This window comes from Nonomuraea sp. NPDC004186 (assembly GCF_053603495.1).
Genome location: NZ_JBSGFQ010000145.1, coordinates 1 through 19677 on the forward strand (window position 1 = coordinate 1; position 19677 = coordinate 19677).

4 protein-coding genes are annotated in these 19677 nt (G+C 72.8%); 2 read left to right on the forward strand and 2 right to left on the reverse strand.

Features of this window, described 5'->3' with window-relative positions:
- Positions 1 to 111: 111 nt before the first annotated feature.
- Positions 112 to 4284, forward strand: a complete 4173-nt coding sequence (locus ACWEPL_RS57225) for an eCIS core domain-containing protein (RefSeq protein ID WP_452441625.1) — start codon at positions 112 to 114, stop codon at positions 4282 to 4284.
- A 254-nt stretch (positions 4285 to 4538) separates the two neighbouring features.
- Entirely contained in the window at positions 4539 to 5243 is a 705-nt protein-coding gene (locus ACWEPL_RS57230) for an AfsR/SARP family transcriptional regulator (protein ID WP_350727540.1), read from the forward strand.
- A 58-nt stretch (positions 5244 to 5301) separates the two neighbouring features.
- Here the strand turns inward: ACWEPL_RS57230 and ACWEPL_RS57235 are convergent, their stop codons facing one another.
- Together ACWEPL_RS57235 and ACWEPL_RS57240 are read right to left on the reverse strand one after the other, a co-directional pair.
- Positions 5302 to 14799, reverse strand: a complete 9498-nt coding sequence (locus tag ACWEPL_RS57235) for an amino acid adenylation domain-containing protein (protein ID WP_452441626.1) — start codon at positions 14797 to 14799, stop codon at positions 5302 to 5304.
- Complete coding sequence (locus ACWEPL_RS57240) at positions 14796 to 19505, reverse strand: amino acid adenylation domain-containing protein (RefSeq protein WP_452441627.1); 4710 nt, start codon at positions 19503 to 19505, stop codon at positions 14796 to 14798. The genes ACWEPL_RS57235 and ACWEPL_RS57240 overlap by 4 nt, the downstream gene beginning before the upstream one ends.
- Positions 19506 to 19677 lie beyond the last annotated feature (172 nt).

Genomic DNA, 19677 nt, shown 5'->3' on the forward strand with positions numbered 1-19677 from the left:
TACTCTCTCGAATGCCGCTCGGCTATGCACAGGCGGGCTTGCTGAAGGGCTGACAGCGGAATGCGGTTGGCGGACGTCGTTCGCGCTGCCGCTCACGCACGGACTGTGACCATGGCGGCCGGCGACCGACGTGCCGAACCCGCGCGGGCCTCGGCGCCCGTCCCAGCCGCGGCCCGCAGGGAGCTGGCGCGCAGGGGCGAGCCGCTGGACCGGGTGACGCGTACGGCCATGGAGCAGCGGTTCGGGCAGGACCTCAGCCAGGTCAGGGTGCACTCCGACGGCTCGGCCGGGAGATCGGCGCGCGAGCTGGGGGCCCGCGCGTACACGGTCGGCGAGCGGATCGTCTTCGGCCCCGGCAGGTTCGCGCCGCACACCCCCGACGGCAGGCACCTGCTCGCCCACGAGCTGGCCCACGTCATCCAGCAGCGCGGCGGCGCGGGCCCGCGGCCGACCCGCCACGCCGGGCTCGAGGCCGCGGCCCACGCGGCGGCCGACGCGGTGGCGCACGAGAGCGGGCCAGAGAGCGGCCCAGAGAGCGGCCCAGAGAGCGGCCCAGAGAGCGGCCCAGAGAGCGGCTACGTGGCCGTCGGCGGCAGCGCGTCGATCGGGCTGGCCATGGCGGAGGAGACGGGCGGCCCCGCGAGCCCGGAGGACGTCGCGGCGTTCGCCCGGCTGCGGGAGTTCCAGGACGCCGCCGACCTGCGGGCGACCGAGCTGATGGAGGGGGTCGTCCGGAAGAGCCTCGCCCGGTGGGAGGCGGGCCAGGAGGCGAAAGCCGCCAAGGCGGAGAAGGAGGACAAGCCGCTGCCGGTGGACCAGCGCACCCCTGAGGAGCGTCGCGAGGCGGCCGCGGGCTCCATCCGGGGTGACGTCACCGTCACCGTCAGCTACGCCGTGGACGAGGAAGACAACCTGCACGAGCTCGTCACCACCACCAAAGGCAGCCGCCGCAAGCTCGTCGACCTGGGGCCGGGGGAGACGTGGGTCAAGGCCGTCCGCCTGAAGAAGCAGAAGCCGGAGGCTCCCGATCTCAAGGTCGTACCGGCCGGACCCGCCGAACCGGCTCCGGCCGCCAAGCCCGCCCCTTCACCGGCAGCGGCCCCTTCAGCGACTCCCGGCCCGGTGCCCGCGCCGGGGTCGGCGCTCGCGCACGCCCACGAGCCCGAGCCCGAGTCCGAACCGGTGCCGCAGTCGGGAGTGGTGCCGAAGTCCGAGCCGATTCCTCTGTCGGGGGTGGTGCCGAAGACCGCACCGGTGTCCCAGCCGGGGCTGCATCTCGTCGACCAGCATGAGGGCGGGACCGCCGAAGGGGAGGCGTCGGAGCCGGACGAGCCGAAGCGCAAGCGCACAGCGGAGCAGGCGCGCAAGGACGCGGAGGCGAGGCTGGTCGCCCACGCGGCCAAGCACAAGCTCAAGCTGATAGCGGTCGGCGCCAGCTCCCTGATCTGCCCGCACTGCGCGGCCAAGCTCGGGCTGGCCGGCGCCACCGTCGGCACCGGCCGGGCCAAGGACCCGCTGGGCGAGCACGTCCCCGTGAACCTCTCCCCGGCGCTGGAGGCCATCAAGAAGCTCCCACCCAAGCCGCCGAGGCCCGAACCGGTCGTCGAGCGACGCTACCCGGGGCGCCCGGAGGGAGCCCCGCCCCCCGGCCCGGCCGCCCCCCCGGCCAAGCGGCGGCGGCTGATCCCGTTCCCGCTGCCCAAGGCGGAGACCCTCCCGGTCCCGGCCGATGCGGACGACCAGATCCTCCAGCAGGCCCAGGCCCGGCCGAAGGCGCCCAAGGCCAGTCCGAAACCCGAAGCTCCGCAGCAGGCCCCTGCCCCCGCACCGGCCAAGACCCCGGCACCCGCCACCACACCGAAAGCTCCCGCTACCCCCGTGCCGACCCCGCCCCCTGGTACGGCGCCGAAAGCGTCCGCGGCCCCCGCGCCCGGGACCCAGGCTCCCTCCAAGGGGGCCCCTGAGGCCACGTCCAAGAGCACGACAGGGACGACGGTGGCACGGAACGAGGGCAGCCTGACCCTCACCCGGAGCAAGGACACCAGCACGGGGACGTTCGACGAGGAGGACAGGCTCCAGCAGGGGACCCGGACCGGCCGCCAGGCGAGCGCCGGGGTCGTCGCCGGTCCCGAGGGGTTCGGCGGGCAGGGGGCCGCGAGCGCCCAGCGGACCACCGCGTACGGCAACGGCTTCACCACCACCAGGTCCGTCGCCGGCAACGCCCGCGTGGTGGTGAAGGCCACGCGGGTGGAGGCGACGGAGCCGCCGGCGTACCAGCTCATGGTGACCGTCACGATCGGCGCGACCGGTACGGTGGGCGGCGGGGCGGGACGGAAGGGCACGGCGAACGCGTCGCTGTCGGTCACGGGGTCGGTGACCGGGACGTTCGTCCACCGGTTCAGCGAGGCGGAGACCAAGCGCTACCTCGGGGACCTGGCCCGCGACGGGTCGGGCGGCGCGGAGCAGGAGCTGCGGGTCGTCAACCTCGTCGCGCGCGGCAGCGTCGACGACGCGCGGCAGCTGCTCACCACCCTGGCGGCCCCGCTGTCGGCCGCCGAGGCGGCCAAGCTCGGCGAGGGCGACCAGGCGAGCCTGGAGGCCAGGAAGGGCGTCGGCGGCTCGCTCGGCGTGACCGGCGCGGGCAGGTCGCCGGTCGGCGCCGAGGTCTCCTACAGCAGGAGCAGGTCGCTCAAGCGCACGGTGGCGCGCAGGGGCGGGGCCGTGCTCGTCACGGTCGAGGTGGTGTCGGAGACCGCGAAGTCCATCGGCGCGTCCGGCTCGTCGGGAGCCGTGAGTGCCGGCCTCAGCTACGGCAGGACGACGTCGGAGGCCAGGGCGGTCACCTTCCGCCTGAACCCCGGCGACCCGGACTACCAGACCAGGTTCGACCGGATCCTCGCGGTCGACGGCGCGGCCGAACTGACCGCCCTGGCCGCCGCCGACCCCACCCGGGTGGCCGGTACGGAGTCCGGCACCGGCTGGTCGACCACGCTGACCCCCAAGGTCGGCGTCGCGGGGCTGGAGGCGTTGATCTCGACCACCCATTCCTTCGCGGAGAAGACGGTCGTCGACGAGACGGGCACGCACAAGCTGTTCTCCGGGGCGACGGGTGGCGCGCTCACGGCCGGAGTGGCGTCGGGCCCGCAACTGGAGTACCGGACCGAGCAGGCCGTCACCGCCGCCGTCGGTCCCGGCAACAAGGCCACGGGTGACGTCAGCACCACGACCTCGGAGACCGACCTGGGGGCCTCGGCCCGCGCGCTGGCCTCCGCCGCCGACCAGTCGCCCGTCGCCGGCTCGCTCAAACTGGCCACCGGCGGCAGCAAGCTGCTGCAGTCCCGCACCGAGGTGATCGGGATGAAGCTGTCGGACGACGACTTCGCGACCATCGCGTCGATCTCCCGGGAACCCGGCAGGTGGAACCACGCCTTCCGCGGCCGGATCGCGAGCTTCCAGGACTGGCAGCGCCTCGGCCGCAGGATCGCCGCCGGCGGCGGGGACAGGGAGGAGATGAGCCGCGCGCTCGCCGAGTACGCGAGCCACAACGACGGCGCGTCCGACGCCGTGCAGGCGGTGGTCCGGCCGCAGGGCCAGGCCGAGGGCGGCGTGCGCTACGACTGGCCGGCCGAGCTGGCCAAGGAGCGGGAGGCGTTCGAGACGATCGTGGTGGGCGACCGGGTCGCCCAGCTCAAGGCCCGCGCCGCGGCCGGGGCCTTCGAGGAGGCCCAGGCGGGCCTGAAGGCCGACAACCTCAGGCTCGACAAGGCCGCCAGAGCCATTACGGCCGCCTCCGAGCAGTTCACCGACGTGGCGGCGGTGGCCGAGATGCTGCGCAGGATCGGCGACCGGCAGACGGAGATCCGCGGCGAGCTGCGCAAGCTGAAAGCGGCACTGGCGCCCGCGTCCGCGCCCGCCCAGAAGGAGACGGTGGGGCCTCCGCCCGCGCCCGCTCCTGACGCCGAAGCGGTGGAGGAGCGCAACGCCAAGCTCCGGAGCCTGATCCCCGCCATGATGACGCTGCGCGACCAGGAGAGGGCGGTCTTCGCCGAGGTGCGCAAGGAGCTCGAGCATCCGCCGTGGTACCGGGGCCCGGACGTCATCTCCGTCATCCAGGCGCTCAACAAGCTCAAGCCGGTCTACACGCAGTGGGACCCGCTGGTCGACAGGCTTCGCGAGGTCTTCCGCGAACGCGGCGAGGACGGGTCGCGCGCCGACGCCTACGCCCCCGACCGCAAGACCTACGAAACGCTGCGCCGCCACCCGGAACTGACCAAATACGGCTGAGTCACGTGCTTTTCGATATCGCTTGGAATAAACGGCGAATGGGATTTTCGGCAGTTTCAACATGATTTTATCGGCCGCCTGAATGTAGCTCAAAAGCCCAGCTCATGACCGCCTCGCTCACGAAAAGTTACGCCCTATTGACAGATCATCTGCGGACGGCATAAAACCCAGGGGGATCTGTTCGTGCAGAGGAGGGGCGCCCGATGGACAGCACTTCTGCTGTCGCGGCGTACGATGCACGGCCGGAGGGGTCGGTGAGCCTGCGTCTGCTGGGCACCTTCGAGGTGTCGGCATGCGCTGAAACGGGCGGTGCACGGTGGGGCGAGCTCCCGCACAGCGCTCGGCGGCTGGTCGCCTTTCTCGGCCTGCACGGCACCGCGACCCGTGACTTCGCCGCAGGCAGCCTGTGGCCCGACTCCAGCGAGGCCCGCGCGCAGGCCGACCTCCGCACCACCCTCTGGCGGGCCGGCCGGGCCTGCCCGGGGCTGATCGTCACGGGCGGCCCGGCCATGCGGCTGGACCCGCGGGTCTCGGTCGACGTCGACGAGCTGCAGGCGCTGAGCCGGCGGCTGCACGTGCGGCGACCGGCGCAGGCCGAGGACGACGGCTCGTGGGTGCCGCCGCGCGGCGTGCTGCTGCCCGGCTGGTACGACGAGTGGGTCGTCGCCGTCCGCGAGCGCGTCCGTCAGCTCCAGTTGCACACCCTGGAGGCCATGGCTGAACGGCAGCTCGCCCAGGGCGCCTACGGTCGCGCGCTGGACCTCGCGCTGGCCGCCGTCGAGTACGAGCCGCTGCGCGAGAGCTCCCAGCGCCTGGTCGTCCGCATCCACCTCGCCGAGGGCAACCTGGTGGAGGCGGTGCGCGCCGTGCGCGCGTTCACGGAGCTGCTGTGGCGGGAGATCAAGGTCCGGCCCAGTCCCGAGTTCACGGGCCTGGTCGAGCTTCCGGCGCCGAGCTGACCGCGCTCGGGCGGCCCGGCTCTCCCCCGGCACAGGCCGTACCGGGGGAGAGGAGGGGTCATGCGACGAGCTGTCTGTCGGCCTCCCGCTGGATCAGGTCCTTGTCGGAGATGGCCACCGCGTCGGGGGTCGCGTCGGGCAGCTCGTCCTCCAGGAAGCGGACCGGCCGGTAGCGGAAGGCCGCCAGCCCGATCAGGACGGTCACCGCGCCCGCCACGATGGTGAGCAGGGCGATCCCCCGGCCGTGCGCGGAGCCGGCGATGGGGTTGAAGACCTGCTCCACCAGCGGTCCGGCCAGGAGGAACCCGACCGGGACCAGCGCCCAGCTGAGCATCAGGTTGGTGGCGATGACCCGGCCCTGCAGGTCGAGCCCGACCTTCTGCTGCACGATGGAGAACCAGTGCGCGTTCAGGAACGCGGTGAGCAGCCCAATGAGGAAGAGCCCGATCGCGGGCAGCGCCGGGTGGGGCGCGATCCCGATGACGGCGAAGGCGACGCCCAGCGCCATGAAGGAGCCGAGGATGCCGTTGGTGCGCCGCGCCAGGCCGCCGGTCACCGTCATGATCAGGCTGCCCAGCAGGAGCCCGATGCCGGTCATCGAGAGCGCCACGCCCAGGCCGCGGGTGTCGGTGAGGCTGAGCAGCAGCGGCGTGGACAGGACCTCGACCATCGCGAACGGGAAGTTCAGGAACGCCGTGAACAGGATGATCGCCAGCAGCCCGTGCCTGCGGCTGATGTAGCGCCAGCCGCCGGTCACCTCCTGCCAGAACGGCTCCTCCCGCTTCTTGAACAGCGTCTCCGGGAACCGGACCGCCAAGGTCACGACGACCGCGAAGGCGAAGGTGGACAGGTCGATCAGGACGATGCCGCTCAGCCCGACGGCGGCCACGAGCGCACCGCCGAGCAGCGGCGCCAGTACGGTTCCCGCCGCCTGCCCCAGCTGGGTCAGGCCGTTGGCCCTGCCGTAATAGCGTTTGGGCACCAACTGGGCCACGGCCGCCATGTAGGCGGGCTGGTGGAAGGCCGTCGACACCGCGCCGACGGCGACGATGAGGTAGACGTGCCAGAGCTGGAGCCCGCCGGTCCAGAGCAGGGCGGCCAGCGAGACGGAGGCGCACCCCGCCGCCGAGTCGGCGGTGATCATGACGAGCCTGCGGTTGAAGCGGTCCGCCACCGCGCCGGCGATCGGCGCCAGCACGACGGCGGGCAGCAGGGCCATGACCGAGACGAGGGCGAACATCGAGACCGACCGGGTCTGCTGGTAGGCCCACAGGCCCAGGCCGAACGTGGTCAGCCCGGTGCCGATCAGCGACACCAGCTGGCCGAAGGCCACCAGGGAGAACGTCTTCAGGCTGGCCTGCTGGTAGCGGGGCGGCAGCGGAGCCGCTGCCCGGTCGTCGCCGCCGAGGATCCCGGCCAGCTCGGTCGCCTGGTGCTTCTGGAAGTAGTGCCCGGCCTTGGGGATAACCTCCAGCGACACCGAGTCGGAGAAGGCCTCCCACTCGCGGAAACGCTCCTCGTGCAGCTCGGTGGCGCGGTCGTTCTCGCCGACCACGCACACCAGCGGCGCCGACAGCTTCTTGATGGGCGCCTGGTAGAGCTCGGTGTAGTAGTCCTCACCCTCCTGGGTGTCGTGGAGGAAGACGCCCATGATGAAGTCGCGCTCCTGAGGGTCCAGCGCCTCGGTGAAGAAGCCCATGGCCCGCAGGAACTCCAGCGCCTGCCGCTTGGAGGTCCACCGCTCCATCGGGAAGGTCCTGCGGAACCAGGCGAAGGCCCTGCCCGGCAGGCGGGGCGCCGGGAAGTGCCCGCCGATCACCACCTTCTCCGGCTCGACGCCCTCCTCCTCCAGCCTGCGGGCCAGCTCGACGGTGAGCGCGCCGCCCATGCAGTGGCCGTAGAGCGCGAGTGGCCCGTCGACCTTCTCCCTGATCTCCTTGACGCAGCCCTCGACGAGCTCGTGGAAGGTCAGCATGGGTTCGCCGGGATTGCCGGTGTCGTGGCCGGGCGGCTCCAGCGCGAGCATGGTGATGTGCTCGGGCAGGGCCGCGGCCAGCGGCTGGTACGTGATCGCGCCGGCGCCCGCGAACGGCACGCAGACCAGGGTCAGCGAGGCCGCCGGGCGCGGAGGCGTCAGTTCATGCAGGAGGCCGATGTCGTGCGATGAGCCGTCGAGCGTGGCGAATGCTCGGATCGTGGGGTTCTTGAAGAGGTCCAGCACGGTCGCCTGGATCCCCGAGTCCCGTACGGCGCGCACGGCCTTGAAGGAGTCGCCGCCCAGCGCGAAGAAGTCGTCGTCGATCCCGATCCCCTTCACGCCCAGGATCTGCGACCAGAGCTCGACCAGCTTGACCTCGGCCGGAGTCCGCGCCGCCGCGCCCTCCGCGCGTGCCTGGCCCACCGGCTCCGGCAACGCCTTGCGGTCCACCTTGCCGTTGGGGGTGAGCGGCAGCGCCTCCAGCGGCACGAACGCCGAAGGGATCATGTAGTCGGGCAGCTTGCGCCGCAGATATTCGCGCCAGTCATGGTCGGAATCGGCGGCCAGGTAGGCGGCGATGCTCTTGTCCTCGTCCGAGCCGCGCACCACCACGGCCGCCTCGCGGACCGCCGGATGTGCCAGCAGGAGCGACTCGATCTCGCCCAGTTCGATCCGGTAGCCGCGGACCTTCACCTGCCCGTCCGCCCGGCCGAGGAACTCGATCGAGCCGTCGGCCCGCCGGCGGGCCAGGTCACCGGTCCGGTACAGCCGGCTGCCGTCCTGCCAGGTGACGAAGCGTTCGGCCGTCAGCTCGGGTTGGTGGAGGTAGTCCCGGGCCAGGCCCGCCCCGCCGATGTAGAGCTCGCCGACCACGCCGGTGGGAACCAGCTGCATCGCGGTGTCGAGCAGGTGGATCCGGGTGTTGGCGATCGGGTGGCCGATCGTGATCGGCCCGTCGGTGACGCGGGTGAGGGTGGACCAGATCGTGGTCTCGGTCGGCCCGTACATGTTCCACAGCTCGGCCACGCGCCCGCGCAGGCCGGTGGCCAGGTCGGCGGGCAGCGCCTCGCCGCCGCACAGCGCCTTCAGCCCCGGCTTGCCCTCCCAGCCCGCCGACAGCAGCAGCCGCCAGGTGGCCGGGGTGGCCTGCATGACCGTCGCGTCCTCCAGCAGGGCGGCCAGGCTCACCGGGTCGTAGGCCGCCTCGCGGCTCGCGATCAGCACCCGGGCGCCGACCGTGAGCGGCAGGAACAGCTCCAGCACCGAGATGTCGAACGCGGACGTCGTGACGGCCAGGAGCGTGTCCTGGCCGGTCAGGCCGGGCTCGCGGCTCATCGAGGTGAGGAAGTTGACGACCGAGGAGTGCTGGACGCGCACGCCCTTGGGCCGTCCGGTGGAACCCGAGGTGTAGAGGACGTAGCAGGGGTTCTGCCGGGTGGCCTGCCCGGGCAGCCGTTCCGGGCTCTCTTCCGGGAACCCCTCGTCGGTGAGGATCAGCTCGCCCTTGTAGCCGGTGTAGCGGCCGGCCAGCTCGCGCTCGGTGACCAGGACGCCGATGCCGGAGTGGTCCAAAATGTAGTCCTGGCGCTCCTGCGGGTACATCGGGTCGAGCGGCACGTACGCGCCACCCGCCTTCAGCACGCCGAGCAGGCTGACCAGCATCGTGGCCGACCGCTCCAGCGCGACGCCCACCAGCGTCTCGGGTCCCGTCCCCGCTGCCCGCAGGCGCCGGGCGACCCGGTTGGCCCGCTCGTCCAGCTCCCGGTACGTCAGCGAGTCGCCCTCGAAGGTGACGGCCACGGCGTCGGGCGTCCGGTCGGCCTGGGCCTCCACCAGCTCGTGGATGCACAGGTCGGGAACCTCGACGTCCTGGCAGGCCAGCTGCTCCTCCCGCTCCTCGCCGGTGAGGAGGTCCAGGCCGGACAGCGCGGTCCCGGGTGCCGCGGCGATCGCGGAGAGCAGGGTCTCATAGTGCCGCAGCAGCCGCCCGGCGGTGCCGGCGTCGTAGAGCGCGGTGTTGTACTCCAGCCGGCACAGCAGCTCGTCGCCCTGCTCGTAGACGTAGAGCACCAGGTCCACCTGGGCGGTGCCGGTCTCCACGGCCAGCTCCTCCACGGCCGGCCCGTTCATGTCCAGGTCGCTCTGGGGCAGGTTGAGCAGGTTGAACAGCACCTGGAAGAGCGGGTTGCGCGACAGGTCCCTGGGCGGGTTGAGCTCCTCCACCAGCTGCTCGAACGGCACGTCCTGATGCGCGTACGCGCCCAGGGCGTACTCGCGCACCTGCGCCAGGAGCTGCGTGTACGGCATCGAGCCGTCCATCGCGGCCCGCATGACGAGCGTGTTGATGAAGCAGCCCGCGATGCCCTCGAACTCGGGGCGGGTGCGCCCGGCCACCGGCGAGCCGACGCAGATGTCCTCCTGGCCGCTGTAGCGGTACAGCAGCGTGTGGAGCGCGGCCAGCAGCGTCATGTAGAGCGTGGCGCCGCGCTCCTGGCTCAGCTTCCGCAGCCCCCCGGCCAGCTCCGCGGGGAGCACGTGAGTGGCGACCGCCCCCTCGAAGGTCTGCATCGGCGGGCGCGGCCGGTCCGTGGGCAGGTCCAGGCTGTGCGGGATGCCGCGCAGCCGCTCCTTCCAGAAGCCGAGATCGGCGACCTGCTCCCGCTGCCAGCGCGCGTAGTCGCGGTACCTGACCGGCTGCTCGGGGAGCGTCTCGCCGTTGTACAGCGCGACCAGCTCGGTCCGCAGCAGGGTGATCGACCAGCCGTCCACGACGATGTGGTGGAAGCCGAGCGACAGGACGTGGTGATCCGGGGCGAGCCGCAGCAGCCGGGCCCGGAACAGCGGGCCGTGCGCCAGGTCGAACGGTTCGGCCGCGGCCTCGCTCAGCGCCCGTTCGGCGTCGTCGCAGTCCTCGACCGGCAGCGGCACCTCCCCTGCGGGCAGCACCACCTGCACCGGTTCGCCGTCCGGGGCTCGGAAGACGGTCCGCAGCGACTCGTGCCGCCGAACCAGCTCGCGCAGGGCGCCGTGCAGCCGCTCCACGTCCAGCTCGCCCCGCAGGTCCAGCCCCGTGGCCACGGCGTACGCGGCCGAGCCGTGCACCTGGTCGATGAACCACATGCGCCGCTGGATGAACGAGACGGGCGCGGGACCGGGATCCTCGACGACGGGGATCACCTCGCGGGCTCCCACCGAAGCGACGGCCGGGACCAGCGCGGGGGCGGGCGCCGCGGCGACGAGCGCCCGCTGGCCGGCCAGCGTCGGATGCTCGAAGATCGCCTCGATCGGCAGGCCGAGGCGGGAGGCGAGCTGGGTGGCCACGAGGGAGTCGCCGCCCAGGCCGAAGAAGTCGTCCTGCGGGCCGGCGGGCACGATGCCGAGCACGTCCTGCCAGGCGGCGGCGACCGCGTCGAGCTCCTGGACCGCCCGAGCCTGCGCCACCGGCTCCGCTGCCGTCAGCGGTGCCGAAGCCGCCGACGCGATCTCGAAGCGCCGGGCGCGCGGCCCGATCCAGTAGCGCCGCCGCTCGAACGGGTACGTGGGCAGCGGCACCCGCCTGCCCGGCGGGCCGAACGCCGTCCAGTCGATGCCGGCACCGCTCACCCACAGCCGTCCGATGCCGTCCAGCAGGGCGGACTGCCCGCTGTCCGGCTCGGTGAACGGGGCGACCGCCGCCTGGCCTCCCTGGCGGCGGACCAGGGTGGTCAGCGTACGGCCCGGCCCCGCCTCGATCACCGCGGCGTCGGCGGCCACCAGGGCGCCGGCGCAGTCGGCGAACCGCACGGTCTCCCGCAGGTGGCGCACCCAGTAGGCGGGGTCCTTGGTCTCGGCGCCGGACACCCAGCCGCCCGTGACGTTGGACAGGTACGGCAGGTCCGGCGCCCCCAGCTGCACCGAGGCGACCTCGGCGGCGAAGGCGTCGAGCACCGGATCCAGCATGGCGGAGTGGAAGGCGTGGGAGGTGCGCAGCGCGCGGCAGGCGACGCCCTGCCCCGCCAGCCGCCGCTCCAGCTCGGCGACGGCCTGCTCGGGGCCGGCCAGGACGCACAGCTCGGGGGCGTTGACCGCGGCCAGCGAGATGTCCTCGCCGAGCAGGTCGCCGACCTCGGACTCGGGCAGCGGCACGGCCAGCATCGAGCCGGGGGGCAGGCTCTGCACCAGGCGGCCGCGGGCGGCGACCAGGCGCAGCGCGTCCTCCAAGGTGAAGACCCCGGCCAGGCAGGCGGCGACGTACTCGCCGATGCTGTGCCCGGCCATCATCGCCGGGCGGACCCCGCGCTCGATCAGTGCGCGGGCGAGCGCGTACTCGGTGACGAAGAGCGCGGGCTGGGTGAGCCAGGTCTGGTCGAGATCGCCGGCCTCGCCGTACAGGACCTCGCGCAGGTCGAGGCCGAGGTGCGGCTCGAGGAGGCCGGAGCAGGCGTCGACGGTGGCGCGGAAGACGCTCTCCGATCGATACAGGCCCGCGCCCATCCCGCGGCGTTGCGCGCCCTGGCCGGGGAAGAGGAAGGCGATCTCGCGCGGGCGTGACTCGCCCGCGACGAGCTCGGCGTCCTGTGCCGACCGGTGGTCCTCGGCGACCAGGATGCCGCGGTGCCGCAGCTGGCGGCGGCCGTGCCGGAGGGTGGCGGCGACCTCGCCCAGGTCCGCGTCCGGATGCGCGGCCAGGTGGGCGCGCAGCCGCGTGGCCGTCTCCGTCAGCGCCGAGTCGCCGGCGGCCGACATGACGAGCAGGTGCGGGCCGGTCGCCGGCGGGGCGGCGGGCTGTTCGGGCGCCTCCTCCAGCACCACGTGGGCGTTGGTGCCGCCCATCCCGAACGCGCTGACGCCCGCCCTGCGCGGTCCCTGGCCCTGCGGCCATTCCGCGCCGGCGGTGGGCACGTAGAACGGGCTGAAGTCGATGCGCGGGTTGGGCGTCGCGAAGTTGACCGTGGGTGGCAGCGTACGGTGCTTGAGCGCCAGCACGGTCTTGATCAGCCCGGCCATCCCGGCGGCGGCGTCGGCATGGCCGATGTTGGACTTGACCGAGCCCAGCGCGATCGGCCGATCCCCGGTGAAGACCTGGGAGAGCGCCGCGACCTCGATGGGATCGCCGAGCGCGGTGCCCGTGCCGTGCGCCTCGACGTAGCCGATCGTGCCGGGGTCCACGCCGGCCGAGGCCAGCGCCGCGGTGATGACCTCGGCCTGCCCGTCCACGGCCGGCGCGGTGTAGCCGATCTTCCTGGTGCCGTCGTTGTTGACCGCGGAGCCGCGTACGACGGCGTGGATGGGATCGCCCGCGGCGAGGGCGTCTTCCAGCCGCTTCAGCACGACGATGCCCACGCCGCTGGCGCCGATCGTGCCCTGGGCCTCGGCGTCGAAGGGCCGGCAGTGGCCGTCCGGCGAGCCGATGCCGCCGCTCTGGTACAGGTAGCCGCGGCGGCTCCAGGCGTTGACCCGCACCGCCCCGGCCAGCGCGAGGTCGCAGTCGCCCGCGATCAGGCTCTGCCTGGCCAGGTGGAGCGCGACCAGCGAGGTGGAGCAGGCGCTGTTGACGCTGACGCTCGGCCCGCGCAGGTCGAGCTTGTACGAGGTCCTGGTCGGCAGGGAGTCCTTGTCGTTGCCGAGCATGACCTGGTACTCGCCCACGGCCCTGAGCACGTCGGGCGCGGCCAGCAGGTTCTCGATGTAGTAGCTGCTCATCGCCGAACCGGCGAAGACGCCGATGCGCCCCGGGTGGCGGGCGGGGTCGCAGCCCGCGTCCTCCAGCGCCTCCCAGGCGGTCTCCAGGAACAGGCGCTGCTGCGGGTCGAGGATCTCGGCCTCACGCGGCGTGAACTCGAACAGCGTGGCGTCGAACAGGTCGATGCCGTCCAGCACCGTCCCCGACCTGACGTAGGCGGGGTCCGCCAGCCGGTCGGGGTCCTCGCCGTCGGCGAGCAGCTCCTCGTCGGTGAAGTCCTGTACGGCTTCGACGCCGTCGCGGATCGCCGCCCAGAACTCCTCCGGCCCGGTGGCGCCGGGGAAGCGGCAGGCCATGCCGACGATGGCGAGCGCGCCGCCGGCGGGCGCGGTGCTCGCGACCGCCGCGGGCGCCGGCGCGTCAGGGCTCAGGTAGGCCGTCAGCGAGGCGATCGTCGGGAACCTGAACAGGTCGGTGACCGTCAGGCTGAACCGCTTGCGCAGCCGCTCGTGCACCTGCAGGACCAGCAGCGAGTGGCCGCCCACGTCGAAGAAGTTGTCGTCGGGGCCGAAGGCGTCGCTGCCCAGCGCTTCGCGCCAGGCCCGGGTGACGAGCTGGGAGATCTGGTGACGCGGCATCTCCCCGGGCGCCTCGTCCCCGGCCATGGCCGCCGAGAGTACTCGCCGGAGGTCTGCCACGAGATCGCGGATCGTCCCCGCGTGGAACAGGTCCGTGTTGTACTCCACGAGCCCGTCCAGGGTCTCGCGGACGCCCACGGTCAGATCGAACTTGGCCGTGTGCTCGGCGATCTCCACGGGGGTGACCGCCAGCCCGTCCAGCTCCAGCGCCGCGGTGGCCTCGGGCAGCATGTTGAACATCGTCTGGAACACCGGGCTGCGGTCCAGGCGGCGCTCCGGGTTGAGCTCCTCCACCAGCCGCTCGAAGGGCATCCCCTGGTGGTCGTGAGCGTCGAGCACCGCGTCCTTGACCCGCTCGACCACCTCGGCGAACGACGGGTCGCCCGACAGGTCGGCGCGGATGGCCAGGGTGTTGGTGAAGAACCCGATCAGGCCCTCGAACTCGACCCTGTCCCGGTTGGCGATGGGCGTTCCCACCACCAGGTCCCGCCGGCCCGAGCGCCGGGAGAGCACCACCAGATAGGCCGCGAACAGCACCATGTAGGGGGTGGCGCCCAGGCTCCGGCAGTACGCCTTGAACTCCTCGCGCGGCAGGTCGAGGGAGAAGGGCAGCTCGGCGCCCGCGTACGTCTGGACGGCCGGCCGGGGCAGGTCCGCCGGCAGCTCGCTGATCGGCGGCGCGCCCGCCAGCGTCTCCCGCCAGAAGTCCAGATCCCGGCCGTAGTCGTTCTCCCGCTGCCAGATCGCGTAGTCGGGGTACTGCCGGGACAACGCCGGCAGCTCCCGGCCGTCGTAGAGCGCGCCCAGCTCCCGGCGCAGCACGTCCAGCGACCAGGCGTCGGCGACGATGTGGTGGAGCGTGAGGTGCAGGACGTGCCGGTCCGCGCCTTCGCGCTCCAGGTGCGCGCGGATGAGCGGGCCGGTGGTCAGGTCCATCGGCGTGCCGTCGGCGGCGTCCGCCAGGTCGATCGCCAGCGAGCGGGCCACGATCTGGTACGGGCCGTCCTCGTCCATGGCGAACGTGGTGCGCAGGCTCTCGTGCCTGGCCACCAGGGCGTTCAACGCGCGGTGCAGCGCGTCGCGGTCGAGCGGGCCTTCGATGCGGAAGGCGAGCGGGATGAGGTAGTGCGCGGCGCCCGGGGCCATCCGGTCCAGGTACCAGGCGCGGAGCTGGGTGAAGGACATCGGCAGCCGGTCGGGCCTGAGCGGCGCGGCCTGCTGCTGCTTCTTCTTGCGTAACGCTTCCAGGAGCTGGCGCTGCTGGTCTGACAGGCTCATTCGTCACCTTCCATAGACCGCAGCAGGGCCTCGGCCTCGTCATCTGAATACGCGGCGACCATGAGATAGAGCTCGGCCGCCGCCTCCACGTCCGGCGACGTGAGCTGGGCGGCGAGCTCGGCGACGGTCGGGTGGGCGAAGAGCGTCCGCAGCGGCACCCGCACGTCCAGCGCCTCGTGCAACCGGGAGGCGATCCGGGTCGCGTTGAGCGAGTGGCCGCCCAGCTCGAAGAGGTTGTCGTGCCGCCCGACCGCCCCGCCCAGCACCTCCTGCCAGATGGCGGCGATGGTCTGCTCCACCGGGGTGAGCGGCGCCGCGACGGTCCGCACGCTCTGGCCGGGGTCCGGCAGGGCGTGCCGGTCCACCTTGCCCGAAGGGTTCACCGGCAGGGCGTCCAGCGCGACGAACGTGCTCGGCACCATGTACTCGGGCAGCCGTCCGGCCAGGTAGGGACGCAGCTCGGGGGTCCCGTCGGCGACCACGTAGGCCACCAGCCTGCCCTCCAGAGCCATGACGAACGCCTCCCGCACGGCCGGATGCCCGGCCAGCACCGCGGCGATCTCGCCGGGCTCGACCCGGTAACCGCGGATCTTGACCTGGTCGTCCGCGCGGCCCAGGAACTCGATCTCCCCGGCCTCGTTGCGGCGGGCCAGGTCCCCGGTCCGGTAGAGCCGGCGCCCGTCCCGCCAGGTGATGAAACGTTCGCGCGTCAGCTCGGGCTGGCCGTGGTAGCCCCTGGCCAGGCAGGCGCCGCCGAGGTGCAGCTCGCCGGGGACGCCGTCGGGCGCCTCGTGGCCCAGGCGGTTCAGGATCAGTGCCTGGACGCCGGTGACCGGCTTGCCGATGGGCGGCAGCCGGGGCCAGTCCGCCGGAGGGCCGGTGAGCGTATGGGCGATGTCGATGATCGCGCCCTCGGTCGGCCCGTACTGGTTGTGCAGCGTCATCCACGGCTTGACGAACCGCTCGAGCTGCGGGGTGACCTGGAGCTGCTCGCCCGCGGTGATCACCTCGCGCAGCGTGGCGGGCGGCTCGACCCCGGCGCCGGCCAGCGACTGCAGCGCCACGAAGGGGAGGAAGATCCGCTCCACGCGGGTCCGGGCGACGTGGTCGAGCAGGGCGGCCGGGTCGCGCCGGACCTCGTCGCTGACCATGATCAGGGTCCCGCCGTACGCCCAGGTGCTGAAGATCTCCTGCACCGAGACGTCGAAGCCGAGCGCGGTGAACTGCAGGCTCCGGTAGGCGCCGCTGTGCCAGGCCATGAGGTTGGCGACCGGGCGGTGCGGCATCGCCACGCCCTTGGGCTGTCCGGTCGAGCCCGAGGTGAACAGGATGTAGGCCAGGTCGTCCGGGGTGACGCCGCTGTCCGGCCGGTGTTCGGGCTGTCCGTCGAGGTCGGTGTCGACGTGCACGGGCCGCTCGTGCGGCAGGCCGCCGGCCAGCGCCCGGTGCGTCACCAGGACCGGGGTGTCGACGCGGCCGAGCACCTGGGTGAGGCGTCCCTCGGGGTAGGAGGGGTCGAGCGGCACGTACGCGCCGCCCGACTTCAGGATCCCCAGCAGGGCCACGGGCAGGTCGAGCGAGCGCCGTACGTGCAGGGCGACCGGCACCTCCGGGCCGACCCCGAGCCCGCGCAGCAGGTGGGCCAGCCTGTTGGCCCGCCGGTCGAGCTCGGCGTACGTGAGGGCGGCGCCCTCGAACTCGACGGCGACCGCGTCGGGCGTCCTGTCGGCCTGCTGCTCGAAGAGCCGGTGCAGGCACTGGTCGGGGCCCCGGCCGGGGGGCTCGTGCTCGCGGGCGAGCAGCGCGGCGAGCGGCGCCGCCGGGTCGGCCGCCACCTGCTCCAGGACGCGCACGTAGTGGCCCAGCAGCCGCTCCGCGGTGGCGCGCTCGAACAGGTCGGTGGCGAACTCCAGGCTCATCTCCCGCCCTTCGGCGTAGAGCACCAGGTCGGCCTTGGCGCCGCCGTTCTCGACCTCCTCGAGGATCCGGAAGGTCACCCCGTCGCCCCGCCTGGCGTCCGCCGGCTCCTGCATCGCGAACATCACGTCGAAGGGCGGCCGGCCGTCGGGGCACAGCTCTCGTACGATCTCCTCGAGCGGCACGTCCGAAGGCGTGGCCAGGACCGTCGCCCGCACCTGTGCGAGCAGCCGCTCGAAGGTCGGATCGCCGTCCAGACGGGTCCTGATCGGCAGCGTCTCCACGTAGAAGCCGATCATCGAGTCCGCGCCCGGCGTCTCCCTGCCGGAGAACGGCACGCCCGTCACGATGTCGTCCTGGCCGCTGTAGCGGTGCAGCAGCGCCTGGAAGGCCGCGAACAGCACCATGAACGGGCTGGCCTGGGTGCGCCTGCCCAGCGACTCCAGCTCGGCGAGCAGCCCGTCCGGCAGCGTGGCCCGGACCCGGCCGCCGCGCCGGGACAGCCCTGCCGATCCCTGGGCCGCCCCCGGGCCGTCCGCGGGCAGCCCCAGCCGTTCGGGCGGCGAGTCCAGGACCTTCCTCCAGTACGGCAGGCCGTCCAGGCTCTGCCCGCGCCGGTACGGCCAGGCCGCCGCAGGCAGGCTCTCCCCGGCGTAGAGCCGCGCCAGCTCGTCCAGGAAGACCCCGGCCGACCAGCCGTCGAACGCGATGTGGTGGACGGTCACCAGCAGCCGGTGCCGGTCGTCGCCGAGCCGGAGCAGCAGCGCCCGCAGCACGGGACCATCGCGCAGGTCGAAGGGGTCGCGCGCGTGGTGCAGCGCCAGGGCGTGCGCGCCACGCGGGGTGGCGTCCATGACCTTGATCCGTACGGGCGCCGCTTCGCCGATCACGGGCACCGGCTCGCCGTCGCGCTCTTCGTAGCGGGTGCGCAGGGGCGGATGCCTGCGCACGATCTCGTTGATCGCGTTCTCCAGGCGCCCGGTGTCGAGGGGGCCGTCCAGGGCGAACAGGATGGGCACGTTGTACTGCGAGCCCGGCGCGACCTGGTCGATGAACCAGAGGCGGCGCTGCGCGGGCGTGAGCCCGCCCTGGGCCGCGGTGACGGCCGTCGCCTCCGGCAGGTCGTCGATCGCGTGGGCGAGGGCGGCGAGCGTGAGATGTTCGAAGAGCATCCGGGGCTCGACCGGCTTGCCCAGCTTCTCGAAGGCGCGGGCGGCGATGCGCATCGCCAGCAGCGACTGGCCGCCCAGCGCCAGGAAGTCGTCGTCGGCGCCGATCGGCCCGGCGCCCAGGACGTCCTGCCAGATCTCGGCGAGCAGCGCCTCCGTGGGGGTGGCGGGCGGCGTGATCGAGCGGGGCGCGCGGACCGGGTCGGGCAGCGCGGCCCGGTCCACCTTGCCGTTGCCGGTCAGCGGGAGCTCGTCCAGGAAGACCCAGGCCGTGGGGATCATGTAGTCGGGCAGGAACCTGCGCAGGTGGGCGCGGGCCTCCTGCTCGGTCGCCGTGCCCACGACGTAGGCGACCAGCTCGTGGCCGCGGACGGCGGTGGTGGCGGCCCGTACCCGCTCGTGACGGCCGAGCACGGTCTCGACCTCGCCGAGCTCCACCCGGTTGCCGCGGATCTTGACCTGGTCGTCGAGGCGTCCCAGGAACTCGATCTCGCCGGCCCGGTTGCGGCGGGCCAGGTCGCCGGTGCGGTAGAGCAACTGCCCGTCGCGATCCCGGACGAATCGCTCGGCGGTGAGGTCGGACCGGTCGAGGTAGCCCAGGCCGACGCACACGCCGCCGAGGTGGATCTCGCCCTCGTCGACCGGCCGCATCTCCTCGTTCAGGAGGCGGACGGTGACGCCGGGCAGCGGCGAGCCGAGCGCGGGCGGGCGGCTCTGGCCGTCGTGGACGGGCACCTCGCCGGCGATGGCGTTGACGGCGCATTCCGCCGGGCCGTACAGGTTGATGAGGCGGAAGGGCAGCCCGGGCCTCGGGTAGGTGGTGAGGCGATCACCGCCGGTGCTCAGCGTCGCGAGCTCGGTCTCCTCCGGCCAGGACAGGCCGAGCAGGCCCTCCGCGATGGGAGTGGGCGCGTAGCAGGTGGTCAGCTCCTGATCCACGATCCAGTCGCGGAGCGCGGGCAGCGAGAGCCGGATCTCCTCGGTGGGGATGACCATCGTGGTGCCCGCGGTCAGGCACATCCAGATCTCCCAGACCGACGGGTCGAAGTTGGGGCTGGTGAGCAGCGAGGCACGGCCACCGAGGCCGAAGGTCTCGTGGGACCACCCGATCAGGTTGGTCAGCGCGCGGTGGGGGACGAGCACGCCCTTGGGTGTCCCCGTCGAGCCGGAGGTGTGGACGACGTAGGCGAGGTCGTCGGGCTCGACGTCGGGCGGGGGTGAGGCGTCCGCCTCGGCGGGGGTGTCGATCACCGGGATGCCGTCGGGGACCAGCGATCTCCACTCCGGCGCCGTGATCACGGCCGCGGCTCCCGCCAGCATGGCGTGGATCCGCTCCACGGGCGTGGCCGGGTCGATCGGCGCGAAGGCGACGCCCGCCTTCATCGCGCCGAGCTGCCCCGCGACCAGCCGGATGGAACGGCCGGCGAGCACGGCGACCCACCGCTGTCCGGTCATCGTGAGATGACGCAGCTGGTCGGCGATGCCGTTGGCCAGGCGATCTAACTGCCGGTAAGTGAGGTGTTCTTGCCCGGCCGAAACAGCGACCCTTTCGGGGGCCGCGTACAACTGCTCCTGGTAAAGGTGCAGAACAGATGCCAAGGGTGGTGCATCTGACGTCATTGTCACGCCTGCCGATTGTTGAGTTTTTTAGGACCCTTTGGGGGTGGGCCGCCGAACAGAATGACCTTGTCATCAGATCTCTGTCAACCATCTGGTGATCATGCGATCCAGCGGCGGCGGCGCTCGACCGGCAGGTGGCGTCTTCGATGCGCCTGGACACTCCTATACTTGC